Below are 16,029 nucleotides of genomic sequence, written 5' to 3'. Positions count from 1 at the left end.
CTTATAAAATTTCTTCAAATCTTTCCACTCTTCTAATAGTGGCGTGTTTTCTATCTACTTGGTTTTCTATCTTATAGAGTTGTGCAAGGCAACGCTCTGCATATTCATATTCCCTCTCTCCCATTTCTCCACTATGGGGCAAAATAATCACTTGTGAATCGCTCGCATAATAATTTTGTATAATCCTAGCTCTATTTTCACTATCTATCCTGCTTAATGGCGTATCAATGATAAGCGGTAAACGAGAGTTTGATAATTTGCTTAAAGCCCAAAAAATCGCAATTGCTAAAATTTGTTTTTGCCCACTGCTTTGGTTTTCTACAATAATTTGCTCTCCATTTTCATCTTTAAGCTTTATTTCAAAATCCTCACTAATGCTTAATTCCTTGATATTATCATTAGGTAAAAGTTTTTGATAATTTTGCAAAATGAGTGAATGGAGCTCATCTCTAAGCTTATTGTTAAGCTTTGTTTTATATTCAATTAAGCTAGTTTTTAAAGATTTTAAAATCTTTAGCTTACTATCAATACGTTCTGTATTGATATTTTGCCTTAAAGAATCAATCTCCCTATCAAGCTGTTCTTTTGTTGCTTCTAAATTTCTTAAATCATCTTTTAGTTTTTCTTTTTCCTCTTCTTTCTGGGACTTTTCACCCTCCAATACATCTATTTCCTCTTTGAGTGCTTTTTGTTTTTCTCCTGTGCTATCATCACTCCTTAATTCATCTATATTATTTTTAACTTGCGTGAGCTTGTTTTTTGTGCTTTTTATCTCTTTTATATCTTGTGTCAAATTCACATTTTCAAGTCTTGCCAAAGATTCTCTTAAGGGAGTAATCATATTATGCGTAATAAAGGAATCCTGCAAACCTTTGCTTTCTAACTTGTTTGGAAATTTATCTATAATTTCTTCTATGCTTTTTATATCAAGCACTTTAAATAACTCGCTGTTTTCAAGCTCTTCATTCATAAATGCTTTAAATTCAGGTAAAAGCCTTTTAAGTGCTTCAATATCACTTGTAGACTTGCTTGATTCTAATTTTTGTATTTGCTCTCTCAAGCCATGCAAAAGTGCCTCGTTGCTTACAAAAATCACGCTTTTTATACTTTCTTTTAATCTCTCTTTCAAAGAAGAAAGTTCTTTATCAAGCTCATTCCTTTCCCTAATAAGCTCTTCTTGTTCCTTACTAGAATCTGCACTTAGTTTTTCAATCTTTTTTTGCAGTTGTTTTATTTGAGTATCTTTTTCCTCTATAAAATGATTAATACTTTTAAGTAGATCTTTATTATGATTTAAATTTGATTCGCACCTTTGCTTATCTTGCATTTTATTATCAAGTGCACGCTGCTGTTCTTTGTTAGTGATTCCACTCTTTAATAGATCATCTCTATAATTTTGAATTTGTTTAATAAGTATATCTAAGGGCTTAATTTGTAATATTTCTTCAATTTTTCCTTGAAATTCTTTGCGTAAATTGTTACTCAACTCTCCTAATTCCTCGCCATCAAAAAAGAAAAATTCTGTTAAATTTGGAGGCAAAATTGTGCCAATTCTCTCTTGTGCTTCTTCATCATTCAAAGTTTTTTCGTTAATATCTAATCTTAATTTTTCCTCAATTTCACCATCAACATCTGTAAAAGTGCGCGTGAGGACAAAGCTTTTATCTCCCAAAGTACCCTCAAAAGAGACAAAAAAATCCTTTAATCCCTCTTTTATCGCTGCTTTATTTAAGATTCCATTCCAAGTACTTGAATCTCCTTTAAGGAGCTGTTTGACAGATTTAATACGCGGTGCAAATCTTTGGATAACATTTGGAATCTCTTCTTCTTTCACACCAATGCCCAAAAAAAGTAATTTTGCGCAGCGGATAAAGCTTGTTTTACCAAAGCCATTATTGCCATAAATGCAATAGAGATTCTTTCCCTCAACTTTTTTAAACTCTACCTCCACTTTTCCATAGTAAGCAAAAAGATTGCAAATGGTGATTTTTGATATAAACATTTATGCCTCCTGTTTTTGTTTGCTTGTTTTATCCTCTACAAGCTTTCTTATCTCTTCTTTTATCTTGCTTGAAGCATTATTTCTACCTCTTAAACCTGTGGTATTATAAATATCTATACAAGTGCCAATAAGATTCTCTAGCTCTTTAGAATCCACTCTCTCATCTGCCATTTCTGGTAAAAGCTCCTTGTGTAAAACCCTGCTTTGTTTTAATTTTTCATCTTTCATTCGTCCTACCTCCTGTGCGAGTTGTATTGCTTTATTTTCAAAATCAAATTCTTTGCTCCACTGCTCTTGTATCGCATAAATTTGAGAATCTGTGATGAGCTCACTGCCACCATTGTGGATAAATTCTTGCTCTGTTTGCAAAAGTCTTTTTAGAATCCCCACACGAATATGGCTTAAGAAGGGTCCAAGTCCTCCAACCTTATACACAGCTCTGCCATCGCGCTTATAATCTGCTCTTGCTTTAGAATCTTCTCTTAAGTCTTTGATGTAATTTCTAAAGTCATTCAAGGGTTTAAGATTCATCTCACCAGATTCTATAAAGCCCTGCATTGATTTATCTTCATTCACTACTGTACATACCCAACAGCCAAACCTTGATCCACCACAACTACTTTGAGATAAATCTGTTATAAACTGACATTCCTCACCACTTGCCTTGGCATAGAGCGAAAACAACTCGCTATGATCTTTATCCCACAAAGGTTTATGTGTGCTAAGATACGCCCACACCTCATCGGTGCTCCATTCTGCAATAGGTGAAAAGGTAAGCGTATCAGGAAAGTCATCATGTTGGGAATAGCCTTCTTCATTTAAAATTCGCTTTTCTATAGATTTTTTACGATTAGTTGATTCTGCTTTTCTTGAGCCTAATATCAAAAGAACCGATCCATATTTTTGCGTAATTTGAGCTACTTCTGCTTTAGCTGGAGTAATTTTAAGTCTATCAGTGCACCACCTAAAAGTCCTTGTCGGGCTAGGATATCCCTTGCCTATGAGATTTACCCAAAAATCATCTTTAAGTGTTGGACTAACTTGCAGAATTTCAAAAGGAATATTATTTTTCTTAGCATGGGAATTAATAGAATCTATCACTTTTTTTAAAAATTTATCAATATGCGGAGCCTCTACAAGTGTATTTGAGGCGATAGCATAAGTCTGCCTCCTTTGCTCCATGGGCAAAGACACAAGCATTTCATAAACAAGCTGCAAGACACAAGTAGAATCTTTACCACCGCTAAAAGCAACAACCCAAGTGCGTTTTGAAGAGAGAAATTTAACCCTTAGTTTCTCCAAAATGGAGTGAATAGATGAAAATTGATTTTCAGAATCTTGTGTACTCGAAATAGGATCAAAACCATTTTCAAAGGCTTCCATTATCCCACAATCCAAATAATAAATACTCTTTAAGGGATAAAGTGAGATAAAATCTTGGTGTTGAATGATATTTTGGGCTAGGGCCTTAGATCTTTTAGAGCTAAAGCAAACAAATAAAAGAGGTTTAGGGGTATTTACCCCCCCCCCCCTCCACGCTTTGCTCTAAAGATTCTATCACCCTTCTCTCATCTTTTGTATGAAATGATCCTTGTAAATGCGCAGAGGCAAAAGCTTGATTTGAACGAATATCACATATATAAAAATGGGACAATCCTTTTTCTTGCAACAAAGAAAGGGGCAAGCTTTTGATAAGGATACTTCTCATTATATCTCCAAAAATATCTTATAGAACCAATGTCTAGTAAAACAATTTGTCCTAGATTGTATGGCTTAATTAATGCTTACAAAGTTACTGAGTACAAATCCTCTATATAGTTTTTTATCGTACGAGTAAAACAATGCAAAACGAACAAAATAATTGTATCATACAAAATAGCCCGTGGACTCCAATCCTGTCAAAACCAAACTTGTGCATAGGATTTTAGAATCTTAAAGCCCTAAAAGCCAGATTTTTTCACTTCAAGGGTGCAATCTCATCAAGTGCACTTAGGGCATTGAGGCTTCTAGGATAGCCGATGTAGGGCACAAGTGCGGTGATTACTGCAATAAGCTTGCTTCTGTCATTGCCCATTCTTATATTTCCAGCAATATGTGCCTTCACCTGAGAATCTGCTCCGCCAAGTGAGAGAACATACACAAAGGTTAGAAGCTCCCTAAATTTTAAATCAAGCCCATCACGTGTATAATAATCTCCAAAGCAGTTTGCACTTAAAAAGGTGCGGATATGCTGATAGTCTTTTGGTGCTGCTGCATTACCCTTATCGATTGCTTCGCCAAAAAGTGTGCGTTGAGTTTCTAGTCCCTTTTCTCTTCTTTGTGCATACTTTACTCGACCTTGAGGTTGCAAAGGGAGTGTAATCCCCTCTTGTACAAATATTTCATTGCTCGCATTAATGAAGTCTATAGTTTTTCCTATACCTACATAAGGTGTAGCTTGATAGATAATCTCCTTAATTGCCACAGGTTTGATGCCATTGTTTAGTGCTGCCTGAAGCATAGTCTTAAATTCGCTTAGAGCTGGAATTGCCACAAGCGAAGCAAGAATAATCATTAAATTTTCTTTGAGCTCAAGCTTAGAAACACTCGGGACTTCATCAAAGGCAAAATTCACATAATTACTAAAAAATTCAGGATCACTTTTGGCAAGACTATTTGCACTTGGGTTGCCAAAGAGTTTTTCAAAATTTTGTTGTGCCTTTGGGGTAAGATTAATTTTCATCATGTCTCCTTGTAGATTAGTTTGTGCATTTGAAGTTTTAAAATCATCTGCATCCAATTCAAAATGACCCAAACTTGCAATCATGCCGATTTTGGCAGAAGTTGAAAGAAACTCTCTCCGTTTCTTATTTATATTTTTATATTTTTGCATTTTTACCCTTTGTATTTTTTCATTGCTGCTTTACACTCATTAAATCCAGCATATATGGCTTTTCTTCCATTTTTTAAAATATCCTCATAAAACTTCTCTTTATATTCAAGCATTAAGACATTCTCTTGTGCTTTGATGATTTGTGCAAGATTTTTCTTCTTTTGCTCTTGAATCATTTTCAGTCTTTCTTTTAAAGTTTCATCTCCCTTGTCGCAAAGATCTCTATAATATTTAAGCTCTTTAATACTCATTCCAAGTTCACGATAAAGGTTGATCCAACAGAGCCAATCAATATCTTTTGCGCTAAAAAATCGCACACCATTTTTATCTTTATAAATATGTGGAAAAAGCCCCTTATCTAGCCAAAAACGAATTTTACGGGAGGGGATACCGCTTTTATGCTCTGCTTGTAAAATCGTATAACTCATTCAAGTTCCTTTTATAATAATTTTATTTATCCTTTAATATAGATTCTATGGATTTTATATTAAGTTTCATTCTTGTTCAAAAACATAAATTTATTTTTTCATAGAGATTCTGGCTCTAAAATTTTGCTTTTGCAATCGTTCTAATCCACTTATCACCTTGCCTAAATAGACCAAATCACTTGGCGCTTGCTGTTTGTAGAATATCCCGATATTTCCCCAAGGCACATAGTAAAAGAAGTCACCCACTTGTGGGATATATGACAAGTCCTTTTTTGCTTGTAATTTACTGGGCAAATCAGCGATTTTTTCTTTCCCTGCAAAATCACTCCACTCAAGCTCTAATGGGAGCATTGCGACAAACTCTTTTGTTGCTTCATTGTCTATGAGCTCTATGAGTATTTCCCCCTGCTCACCTTCAAGAATAACTTGCAGATTATGCTCCTTATTTGCCCCCATAGTATTTGTCCATACAGTCATTAAAAAATACTTAAATATTTTTTTATCATCTCGCTCTTCTCTATTGTTTTCCACTAAAAACAGGAAAATGTGAATATTCCCCATAATCTTTAAAAACAAGGGTTTTAAGTTCCTCTAAATCCTCCTTTGTGAGCATAAAATCCACCTCTGCATTTTGTGCAATAAAGCTAGGAGTTTTACTTTTTGGCAAAGGGAGCAATCCTAGCTCTAAAGTATAACGGATAGAGATTTGTGCGGGGCTGACATTATATTTTTCTGCCATTTTGACAATACGCTCATCTTTTAAAAGCTCTCCGTGAGCAATGGGTGAGTATGCTTCAACAAGTATATTTTTACTTTTACAAAAGTCTATAAGTGCAAAAGGGATTCTGCCAATATGAGCGAGAATCTGATTTGTTGCAGGGATTATTTGGCAGTTTTTAAGGATATTTTCTAGATCTTTTTGCAAAAAATTACTCACACCAATAGAGCGCACTTTTCCCTCTTTTTGTGCATCTTCTAAGGCTTTATAAACCTCAATATTTTCTTCAAAATAATCACCCCCTCTAAAGTCATTCCAAGGTTGTGGGCTATGGATAAGCATCAAATCAATATAATCGAGTTTCATTGTTTTTAATGAGATGTCTATAGAATCTTTTGCACTTTTATAGTCTTTATACTCTGCACGAATTTTACTTGTAACAAAGATTTGCTCTCTGGGTATTCCACTATTTCGCACCGCTTCACCCACACCCCTTTCATTCTCGTAAGCTTGGGCACTATCAATATGTCTATAGCCTATTTTAAAAGCTTCCTTAATGACATTTTCTACAATATTATCTTCTATACACCATACACCAAGCCCAAGTTTTGGAATCTTGACATTACATTTAAGTGTATAGAACTCATTAAGAATTTGATTATTTGTAACCATTTGCGCTCCTTGTTTCTTAGAATTTTGTAATTATAAATCCTGACACTTGGTGTTTGTCAAGAGGAAATCACAACATATTTCTTTGAACACCCCAAAGCATTGTAAATCACCACCAAAGATACATAAATTGTCTACTGTATCCCAAAGAGCGAAGCTTTGCTTTTATACTCCATAGAGTCAAAAAAATTTAAAAGATTCTGCTAAAAAATTAATTTTATATTAGCTAAAGAGTCTTTAAGCATATATCAATTTTACAATCTCATTAACACTTAAGACCTCATCACCCCTTAGCCCTTTGCCCCTCCTACTCCTTGAATCTTAAGCTACAAAAACCTAAAGCTACAATAAAAATAACTCCAGCCCACAATAAACAAGTATTTTGTAAACCTATACTCAGACTAATAGGTGTGGCGATAAATGGGGTAATAAACTGTCCAAAAAAGGTACAGCTTGCCAAAATTGCATAAAGTTTTGCACGATTGCTAGGGCTTGAAAGCTTAAAAAGATAATTAGAATTATTTGCCACAATCAAGCCTCCTACAGCACCAAAACAAAACAAGCTAAAGGAAGTGAGGGTAAAGTTTTGCACCAAAAACACAAGAAAAAAAGCTATAAACTCTATACACAGGGCCACAATATAAATTCTTTTAATACTTAAAAACTTTGCAATATCCTTATAAAAAAACGAAAAAATACCAAAACCTAAAGTTGGCAAAGCCATTGCAAGCCCTATATACTTTGGCTCCAAATCTAACACATCTTCTATATAGTGAGGAAATTCAATCCCTACTAAATAATAAGCGACCATCATAAAAAATCCAATGAAATACACAGGAAGAAGTGCTTGATAAGAGCTTTTAGATTGATTTTGCAAAGAATTTGTAATATTGATTTGTTTTGGGCTTCTTGTATGAGGTTCAAATAAAAATATAAAACACAACACAATCACTATAATTCCACTACCATAGACTAAAAAAGCATATTGCCAAGCATAGTTTGTTAAGTATCCGCTCAGTGCTGTAAGAACAGCTCCAACTATGCTCATTATAGATCCTTGTATGCTCAAAGCCCTCTCTCTTCTACCAGCACCAAATGAGTAATAATCTCCAAGCAGAGCATTTACCCCTACACTCACAAAGGCAGTGGCAATTCCCAAAACACAACGTGTAGCAATTAAAGTATAAATATTCTCACACAATGCTCCGCTCATGCCTGCCAAAACCCATACAATCATTGCAGGATAGAGAAATCTCAGCTTTGTATATTTATCCATTAAAAATCCTGCAATGGGGGAAAAAATCATCACAAACAATGCGGGGATAGTCAGCATAAGTCCACTGAGAATTTGAATATGGGGTGTATGGCTAAAAGCTTTTGTTATGGCTGGAAGCGCTGGGGAAACCAACAAAGCTCCTAAAACCGTCATTGTTGAAGCAGAAAACAGTGCAAGTTTCAAGCTCTTCCTATCAGTAATTTCTATCATTTTTTGCTCAAAGCGACTGCTTGGCATTTGACTCCTTTATAATCTTTTGCTTAAATCCTCAGAATCTCTAAGAAAAAAAAGGGGGGGGGTAAATATTTTTTGTATTTTACCTAATATAGTGCTTACAAGCTCTTCCCATAAAACCTTTTAAGCTCTTCTAATGCTTCATGAACTGCTTCTTTTTTGTAGTAAGTTTGGATATGTGTGGCATTTTTAAGCTTGTAGTATTTTTTATCTTTACTCCCTATTCTGCTATATGCTTCCTCACTCATATATGCTGTGTCTGCCTTATCTCCCACAAGCATTAATAAAGGCTGATTAATAAGTTCAATCTGATCAAGAACATCAAAACGCATTAAATCAAGTAATGAGCTTGCCGTATAAACAAAAGTAGAGTTTGGATGCGCATGTGTATCACCATAATAAATCATCCCTTCTCTATATAAATCTGTAGGGATTTTTGCTAACTCTTCCTCACTTAGCTTTTTAGGTACACTTCCCATATAGTTTACCTTACCGTCTATAACTTCTTTTGTCCTTGCCTCACTTGCGTTTTTTAATCTTTCTTGTATGCTAGATTTCTCACTTCCTAAAAATCCTTCTCTCCGCACAAGTCCGCTATTAAACATACTTAAAGTTGCCACTGCCTTTATTCTCTTGTCACTTTTTACAGCATTGAGCGTATAGCCGCCACCGCCGCAAATTCCTAAGATTCCTATGCGATTAGAATCTACGCCTTGCACTTTTAGCAGATAATCCACTGCTGCAGAAATATCCTCTGTGCGATTTTGCGGAGTATCCACATTACGAGGAAATCCCTCACTTGCCCCTTGATATGCTGAATCAAAAGCTAGAGCAAGATAACCCGCTTCTGCCAACTTTTGGGCATAAAGTCCTGCAACCTGCTCTTTTACCCCTCCATTGGGATGGGCTACAATAATTGCAGGAATCTTATTTTGAGGATTAAAATCACTTGGTAAGTAAAGATTTGCAGCGATTTTTAGCCCTCTGCTCTTATAAGTTACGCTCTTAATATTGACTTTACCCTTTTCATTTTTAGTGATTGCGCCCTCATAGACTAAACCAAAGGGATTTTTAGCAGCATTGGCCTCTGCCTCTTTGCTAGGATTTGCTCTATTGATTTGCATTTTCTCTCCTTGTGCAAATACAGGGATATATAACCCCAATATCAAAGTGATAGAATATAAAAAACCTTTTCTCATTCCTTCTCCTTAAGATTTGTTTTTATGAAACTCAACAAGGAATTTCACCATTTTTGGATCTTGGTGATTAAAAAATAGGCTTGTTTTGCTATCTAGACTAGCAATTGTCTGCATATCTGCTTCACTTAAGCTAAATCAAATACATTAATATTCTCAATCATTCGCTCTTTACGAGTAGTTTTTGGTATCACGATAATCCCACGCTCAATCTGCCATCGCAAAATGACTTGTGCCACACTTTTATTGTATTTCTTGCCAATCTCACTAAGGGTGGGGTGACTGAACATATTGTTGCGCCCCTCACCAAAAGGTGCCCAAGATTCCATTGCTACACCATATTCTTGTAAAACTTTTTGTGCATCAAACTGTGCATGCAGGGGGTTACATTCTATTTGATTAAGGGCTGGTTTAATTTCATTATTTAAACAAAAATCTGCAATTCTATCTGGATAAAAATTGCTCACACCAATAGCTTTAAATCTCCCTTCTTTATAAAATCTGCTGAGTGCTCTCCATGCACCATAAGTATCATTAAAAGGCTGATGAAGTAGCATTAAATCCACATAATCAAGTCCTAGTTTGCGTAAAGATTCCTCACATGCCTTTAATGCTTTTTCTTCTGGATAATGGTCAATCCATAACTTTGTAGTAACAAAAAGCTCCTCACGCTTTATTCCACCAGCAATAGCAGTTTTTATTGCCGCACCTACACCCTCTTCATTAAAATACGCCCAAGCAGTATCAAGGCTCCTATACCCCACACTGATTGCATCTTCTACACATCTTTGTGTTTCTTTTGCATCGATTTGATAGACTCCATATCCCAAAATTGGCATTTTTACACCATTATTTAAAGTAACAAATTCCATTGCATCTCCTTGATTGTTTAATTTTTTTGTTGAGAATTGTGTATTTTTTAAATCTTTTACCCATTCATTACCATACACATTTAATCCAAATCCACCAAAACTTGCCACACCTGCTAGTGCACTAAGTTTTGTAGAGCTTTTTAGAAATGCTCTACGCCCCAGCAAACCTTTATTTTGATCATCTTGCATTACATCTCCTTTAAAGCTAATGAGTGATATTTGAATCTATCAACTTTGCAATTATAAATTCTGACACTTGGTGTTTGTCAAGAGGAGGAACTAGAATAAAACTTAAAGATTTTATTTATCTCATTTAAAATTTCAAAGATACCCAAACAAAATTTTTTGGAGATATCAAAAATACATTCATGATTGAAGTTTTTTATTGAGCTGTATGAAAAAAATAAAAATTTTATTTTTCTAATAACAATTCTCATAATTGTTGTATATAATCTATCGTGTTTCACAAAACCTCTTAAATAAAGGATATAAAATGCAGATTCGTAAAATGACCATGATTTTTGTTACAGCGTTGTTTATTATGAGCCCACAAGTTGCTAATGCTACAGTAGATTTAACAAAAGAGGCAGAGGAATACAGGCAATATGTGATTGAGCAAATTGATTTGCTTTTAGCGGATACTGAGAAATTTGTTGCCGCATTGAAAAAGGGGGATGTCAAACAAGCAAAAGCAATCTATCCTATTGCCAGAATGCACTATGAGAGAAGTGAGCCAATTGCAGAGAGTTTTGGAGATTTAGATGGTGCAATTGATGCTCGTTTAGCGGATTTGCAAGAAGAGGGTAAAAATGAAAAGGATTGGAGTGGATTTCACAAGATTGAAAAGATTTTATGGGAGAAAAATACGACAAAAGGCACAGAAGCTGCAGCAAATCAGCTTCTACTCAACATTAAAGAGCTGAGAGCAAAAGTTCCAACTGTTGAAGTCAATGCGGAATTAATGCTAACTGGAGCAATAGATTTACTTAATGAGGTTTCAACAAGTAAAATTACAGGCGAGGAAGAGATTTTTTCTAAAACAGACCTTTATGATTTTCAGGCAAATATAGATGGCGCTCAAAAGATTTATGAGCTTCTTGCTCCTCATTTATTGCAAAAAGATAAGAGCCTAGCTCATGAGATTGAAAAACAATTCAAAACAATCAATATGCTTCTTGCAAAGCACAATCGCTCTAAAAAAGGTTATGACTTTATAGGTTATGACAAACTCTCATCGACAGATATCAGGGAGCTTGCAGAAGCGGTGAATAAATTAGGAGAACCGCTCTCAAAAATGGGTGTGATCCTAGAATAAAGAGGGGGATAAGCATCAATGAGTAATTTAAATCGCCGAAATTTTTTAAAGAGTATTGCAATAACTGGAGCTGGGGTTTTAACTCCTGCTCTTACAGATTCCAAAATTTCTTCTCCAAGAATTTCTAATACAAAAAATCCTTACCCATTTTTTGGCATACACCAACAAGGGATTACAACTCCAGCACAAAGACATATTTATTTTTTAGTTGCAGACTTACACACTCACTCGCTCTCTGATATTAAAGAGGTTTTTAAAGTTTGGACTACTTATGCCAGTAAATTAACCGTAGGGCAAAATGTCGCCCCCTATAGCAAAAATCTTTTCTTACCCACTTTAGATACAGGAGAAGCGGATTCTCTTAATCCCCATAATCTCACATTGACTTTTGGGGTATCACCTAGTTTTTTTGATCAATTAGGCTTAAAATCTGCTTGTCCTAAACCATTGAAAGATTTGCCACATTTTCCAAGAGATCAATTGCGTAAGGAATTTAGCGGGGGCGATATTTGTATCCAAGCTTGTGCAGACGATCCACAAGTAGCTTTTCATGCTGTGAGAAATCTTGTGCGTATAGCCAGACTTAAAATTACAATGAAGTGGTCTCAAATGGGCTTTAATTCTTATGAGAATCATGATACCCCGCGTAATTTATTTGCCTTTAAAGATGGGACTGTCAATCCTAGTGCTAATGAGTTTGATAAAGTCGTTTGGGTAAAAGATGGAAGTTGGCTTGATAATGGAACTTATTTGGTGGTCCGTCGTGTGCAAATGCATCTTGAGACTTGGGATAGAACACATTTAAAAGCACAAAATGATACCTTTGGAAGAAGGCGTGATTCTGGTGCAGCCTATGGTAAAAATGAAGAATTTGAAGAGCCCAATATCACGGCTATGCCAGAGGATTCGCATGTATTCTTGGCCAAGAAAGCAGGAATGCAAATATTACGTCGCTCCTTTTCTTTTGCAAGTGGTATAGATTCTCGCACAGGACAATTTGATGCAGGATTATTATTTATTGCATTCCAAAAAGACCCAATGCAATTTATTACAATTCAAAATGCCTTAGGCAATATTGACAAGATGAATGAATATATTACACATATTGGAAGTGGACTTTTTGCTTGTTTTGGGGGAGTGAGCAAAAAAGATGGAGATTATCTCGGTAAATCCCTTTTAGGTTGATTGTTTAGAGATTTTTGTATGATGAAATTTATTTATTTGTTATTTTTTTTATTACTAGGCCTACAGGATGCAAATGCACAGGTGCGCGTGAGTCATCTATTTGTCATGATTTCTGATGCGATGGAAAATGCCAAAAATGCTAAAACTGAAGAATCTGTGCCAATTTTAGAAAACTTTAAGACTGATTTTTATGCAATTGCATCACACAATTCAACAGCAGGTGCAGAAGTGAGTAGGATTTTAGAAATTGCGATAAAAAATCCTAATTTAAAAATTTTAGAATCTCTCTCTAGTGCATTACTTACTTTTGAAAAAGAGCAAAATCCCATCGATTATGCAGCAAAAACAAAGCAGTTTGAAAAACGTGTTTTACCTATTTTTTCACAGTTGCAAAAGGCAACAATAGAAAAAAATATCAAAGATCTGCCCATGCTTTATAAGAGATTTTATGATACTTGGCAACGCAATGAACGCATAGTGGGTGATATAAGTCCTGGGCATTATGCACAGATAGAAACTGCTCTCACACTCTATCGTCTGGCGATGATTAGCGAAGTAGTGGATTTTAAAGTGATGAATCTACAGATCCAAAACATTGGCACTGCCTTAAGGGAGTTTATTTCTGGGAATGTTTTACAGGCACAGAGTATAGAGGGTGCGCCACAAACACTTTCTGAAGGCTTGACACTTTTGCGCAAGGCTTTTAGAGAGTTTTTACAAAACCAAGATCTTGCAAGAGATTACATTCTTACCTTTATAACACAATGGCCTATATTTGAGGGTGAAGTTAGCACAAGAGATAGTGGTTTGTATCGTCGCATTGAATCAGAGCTTCCAGAAATTGTTGCACGGGGTGCAACACAAGAAAATCTTGCTCATTTTGAAAATCTGCTTCAATCTCTAGAAAAGCTTGATATCAATGCACAATTCAGTGCCTTTGATGCGGCAATTATTTTATTGCGAGAGGGCATAGAGGCACTTTTAATTGTTATGGCATTACTGACTGCCTTACAAGCAGCAAATCAGTCCAAAGGGAGAGCATGGGTTATAGGGGGAGCCATGCTTGGAGTCTTACTAAGCTTAATAATGGCTCTTGCTTTGATGTGGGTGTTTCCACTTGCTGCAGCAGGGACAAATCGAGAAATATTAGAGGGTATAGTAGGGATTATAGCGGTTATAATGATGGTATTTATAGGTGCTTGGCTCCATAGTAAGTCGAGTGCCAGAAGTTGGAAAGCCTATATCTCAAATCAAATGGGCAAGGCACTTGCTCGGGGGAGTTTATTGGGGTTAGGGGGACTTGCATTTTTGGCGGTATTTCGCGAGGGTGCAGAAACGATACTTTTTTATGCGGGTATGATGCCTAGTATGACAATGGACTCTTTTCTAAGTGGTTTTGGATTTGCGTGTTTGGCATTAATTGTGATTGCATATTTAATGAAAGTTTTTGTTCAAAACTTACCTGTTCATTTGATATTTTTGGTGATGAGTTGGCTGATTTATATACTTGGATTTAAGATTTTGGGAGTGAGTGTTCACGCTTTGCAACTTACAAATATCATTCCACTTGATATTTTACCCCTTCCCAGTGTAGCATTTTTAGGGTTTTATAATAACCTACAAGGACTTCTTGCACAGGCTATATATGTTGTAATCACTCTAGGGATTATGATAGGACAAAGACGCAGTAATGCCAAAAGCAGTGTCACAAAGGCTTAAGATTTCTCTTAAGCTTTAGGGGTTAATGATAAGAAGTGAAGAATAAAAACCATATAAAGAAAATTATACAATGCATTAAAGCCTAAGAAATTTTGTCTTAGATTAAAAATTGTTTTAATAACCCCTACTTCTAATGAAAAAATCCAAACTTTTAACATCAGATCTTTCAATTGAATAAAACCCATTCTCTCTTTGCCTTTGATGCCACTAATCCAACATCTAAGGCTATATTTTAATAAAAAATTATTCACTCCAATAGCCTGACCTATTCTCTTTACATTCTTTAATGGAAAAGTTTTAGGATAGATTACAAGTGGGGCAATTTTGCATCTAACAATTAAAAATCAAGCCCTTATTCTGCCTAAATATCTAAGCCTAGTTTTAAACGCGTTGCCTACCAAACTTCAAGCACAAAGGGATAGCGGGGGCTCCATTATCGCGCATTGGAAAATAAGCGAGATTGAAAACCTCTTAATCCCCTTACTAAGGCTTTCTATTCAAGAAACAATAGAATCTAAAATCACCCAAAGCCTAGCTTTAAGAGTAAAAAGCAAGGAATTATTAGAGAAAGCTAAAGCAAAGGTGGAGGAAAAAATAAGCTTACTTTAAACCGCCAAACCCCTTTGTCTTTACGTCTTAGTCAATAAATAACTACTTTTGAGTATCTCCTCTCTCCCTTACCCCCTTTTTTTTACATCTTAAGCATAACCAAGCTCACCGCCATCACTGCCATTCCCAAAAATAAACCATACAAACTATCATGAGATTTTCCATACTCTCTTGCGGAAGGCAAAAGCTCATCAAGAGAAATAAATACCATGACTCCCGCAATCAATGCAAATGCCACACTCACTGAAATATCTCCAAAAAGTGGAAAAATAATTAATGCCCCCACCATAGCCCCCAAAGGCTCGGCTATTCCAGAGAGGGCAGAATAAAGAATTGCTTTTTTGTAACTTCCACTTGAGTGATACACAGGCAATGCAACTGCCATACCCTCAGGAATATTATGAATTGCAATAGCAATGGCAATCATAAGACCAAAAGTTGGACTTTCAAATGTAGAAACAAATGTAGCAAAACCTTCGGGGAAATTATGCACACCAATAGCAATAGCACTCATAAGGCCAATGCGTTGAAGTGACGAGGAATTGGCTTTTTCATGAGGCTCATGGGGGTTGTATTCTTGGGGAACAAGTCGATCAAGGAATGCACTCAAAATCACCCCTATAAAAAATCCACATATTCCCAAAATCTCACCATAAGAGGGAAACATTTTTTCAAATCCACTAATGGCTTGAGGCAAAATCTCTACAAAAGAAATATAAATCATTGCCCCAGCAGAAAATCCAAGGCCAGCAGCAAGGATTCTGTAATTATGTTGATTTGTAATAAATACGATAAATGCGCCAAAAACTGTTGCTAATCCAGCAATAAGTGTAAAAATAAAAGCAAGTAAAAAAGTATTCATATTCATTTCCTTAATAATAATTTTTATCATTTAGAATAATCAAAAATAATAAATCAATTGCGATATTTAACA

15 protein-coding genes are annotated in these 16,029 nt (G+C 35.5%); 3 read left to right on the top strand and 12 right to left on the bottom strand.

Translation table 11 applies throughout. From position 1 onward, the window contains the following. Position 1: 1 nt before the first annotated feature. The 10 genes from CQA62_RS04860 to CQA62_RS04815 all read right to left on the bottom strand — a co-directional run bounded on the left by CQA62_RS04860 (position 2) and on the right by CQA62_RS04815 (position 10,456). The gene (locus CQA62_RS04860) at positions 2-2,002 is read right to left on the bottom strand and encodes a hypothetical protein (RefSeq protein WP_104724876.1); all 2,001 of its coding nucleotides are present in this window, start codon (positions 2,000-2,002) and stop codon (positions 2-4) included. Beyond that, positions 2,003-3,385, bottom strand: coding sequence for a DNA phosphorothioation system sulfurtransferase DndC (gene dndC, locus CQA62_RS04855; RefSeq protein ID WP_115585125.1), 1,383 nt, complete (start codon positions 3,383-3,385; stop codon positions 2,003-2,005). It lies immediately after the preceding gene. 124 nt (positions 3,386-3,509) lie between these two features. Beyond that, the gene (locus tag CQA62_RS04850; RefSeq protein WP_115585124.1) at positions 3,510-3,710 is read right to left on the bottom strand and encodes a rhodanese-like domain-containing protein; all 201 of its coding nucleotides are present in this window, start codon (positions 3,708-3,710) and stop codon (positions 3,510-3,512) included. Positions 3,711-3,959: 249 nt separating this feature from the next. Beyond that, positions 3,960-4,874, bottom strand: a complete 915-nt coding sequence (locus tag CQA62_RS04845) for a carboxymuconolactone decarboxylase family protein (RefSeq protein ID WP_104724874.1) — start codon at positions 4,872-4,874, stop codon at positions 3,960-3,962. A gap of 2 nt (positions 4,875-4,876) precedes the next feature. After that, complete coding sequence (locus CQA62_RS04840; protein ID WP_104724873.1) at positions 4,877-5,302, bottom strand: MerR family transcriptional regulator; 426 nt, start codon at positions 5,300-5,302, stop codon at positions 4,877-4,879. Between the two features lie 90 nt (positions 5,303-5,392). Continuing rightward, positions 5,393-5,779, bottom strand: coding sequence for a cyclophilin-like fold protein (locus CQA62_RS04835; protein WP_104724919.1), 387 nt, complete (start codon positions 5,777-5,779; stop codon positions 5,393-5,395). A gap of 40 nt (positions 5,780-5,819) precedes the next feature. After that, a complete protein-coding gene (locus CQA62_RS04830; RefSeq protein ID WP_104724872.1) occupies positions 5,820-6,692 on the bottom strand; it encodes an aldo/keto reductase in 873 nt (290 codons plus the stop codon). Positions 6,693-6,996: 304 nt separating this feature from the next. Beyond that, positions 6,997-8,202: an MFS transporter gene (locus CQA62_RS04825; protein ID WP_104724871.1), complete on the bottom strand. Its 1,206-nt coding sequence runs from the start codon at positions 8,200-8,202 to the stop codon at positions 6,997-6,999. Positions 8,203-8,297: 95 nt separating this feature from the next. Next, a complete protein-coding gene (locus CQA62_RS04820; protein WP_232006767.1) occupies positions 8,298-9,398 on the bottom strand; it encodes an alpha/beta hydrolase in 1,101 nt (366 codons plus the stop codon). Positions 9,399-9,523: 125 nt separating this feature from the next. Next, positions 9,524-10,456 carry an aldo/keto reductase gene (locus CQA62_RS04815; protein WP_232006765.1) on the bottom strand — a complete coding sequence of 311 codons (933 nt, stop codon included), beginning with the start codon at positions 10,454-10,456 and terminating at the stop codon, positions 9,524-9,526. Positions 10,457-10,760: 304 nt separating this feature from the next. Between CQA62_RS04815 and efeO the strand changes: the two genes are divergently transcribed. The 3 genes from efeO to CQA62_RS04800 all read left to right on the top strand — a co-directional run bounded on the left by efeO (position 10,761) and on the right by CQA62_RS04800 (position 14,486). Further along, on the top strand, positions 10,761-11,582 hold the full coding sequence (gene efeO, locus CQA62_RS04810; RefSeq protein ID WP_104724870.1) for an iron uptake system protein EfeO: 822 nt from the start codon (positions 10,761-10,763) through the stop codon (positions 11,580-11,582). 18 nt (positions 11,583-11,600) lie between these two features. Further along, positions 11,601-12,767: an iron uptake transporter deferrochelatase/peroxidase subunit gene (efeB, locus tag CQA62_RS04805; RefSeq protein ID WP_104724869.1), complete on the top strand. Its 1,167-nt coding sequence runs from the start codon at positions 11,601-11,603 to the stop codon at positions 12,765-12,767. Between the two features lie 81 nt (positions 12,768-12,848). Beyond that, the gene (locus CQA62_RS04800; protein ID WP_211305526.1) at positions 12,849-14,486 is read left to right on the top strand and encodes an FTR1 family iron permease; all 1,638 of its coding nucleotides are present in this window, start codon (positions 12,849-12,851) and stop codon (positions 14,484-14,486) included. An 8-nt stretch (positions 14,487-14,494) separates the two neighbouring features. Here the strand turns inward: CQA62_RS04800 and CQA62_RS06885 are convergent, their stop codons facing one another. Together CQA62_RS06885 and zupT are read right to left on the bottom strand one after the other, a co-directional pair. Beyond that, positions 14,495-14,737 (bottom strand): hypothetical protein, encoded by a 243-nt coding sequence (locus CQA62_RS06885; RefSeq protein ID WP_104724868.1) that lies wholly within the window; start codon positions 14,735-14,737, stop codon positions 14,495-14,497. Between the two features lie 440 nt (positions 14,738-15,177). Further along, a complete protein-coding gene (gene zupT, locus CQA62_RS04785; RefSeq protein WP_104724866.1) occupies positions 15,178-15,963 on the bottom strand; it encodes a zinc transporter ZupT in 786 nt (261 codons plus the stop codon). Positions 15,964-16,029: the final 66 nt, after the last annotated feature.

Origin of the sequence: Helicobacter cholecystus (assembly GCF_003364215.1) — a bacterium.
GTDB lineage: Bacteria > Campylobacterota > Campylobacteria > Campylobacterales > Helicobacteraceae > Helicobacter_G > Helicobacter_G cholecystus.
This window is presented reverse-complemented; position numbering and strand designations above follow the sequence as displayed.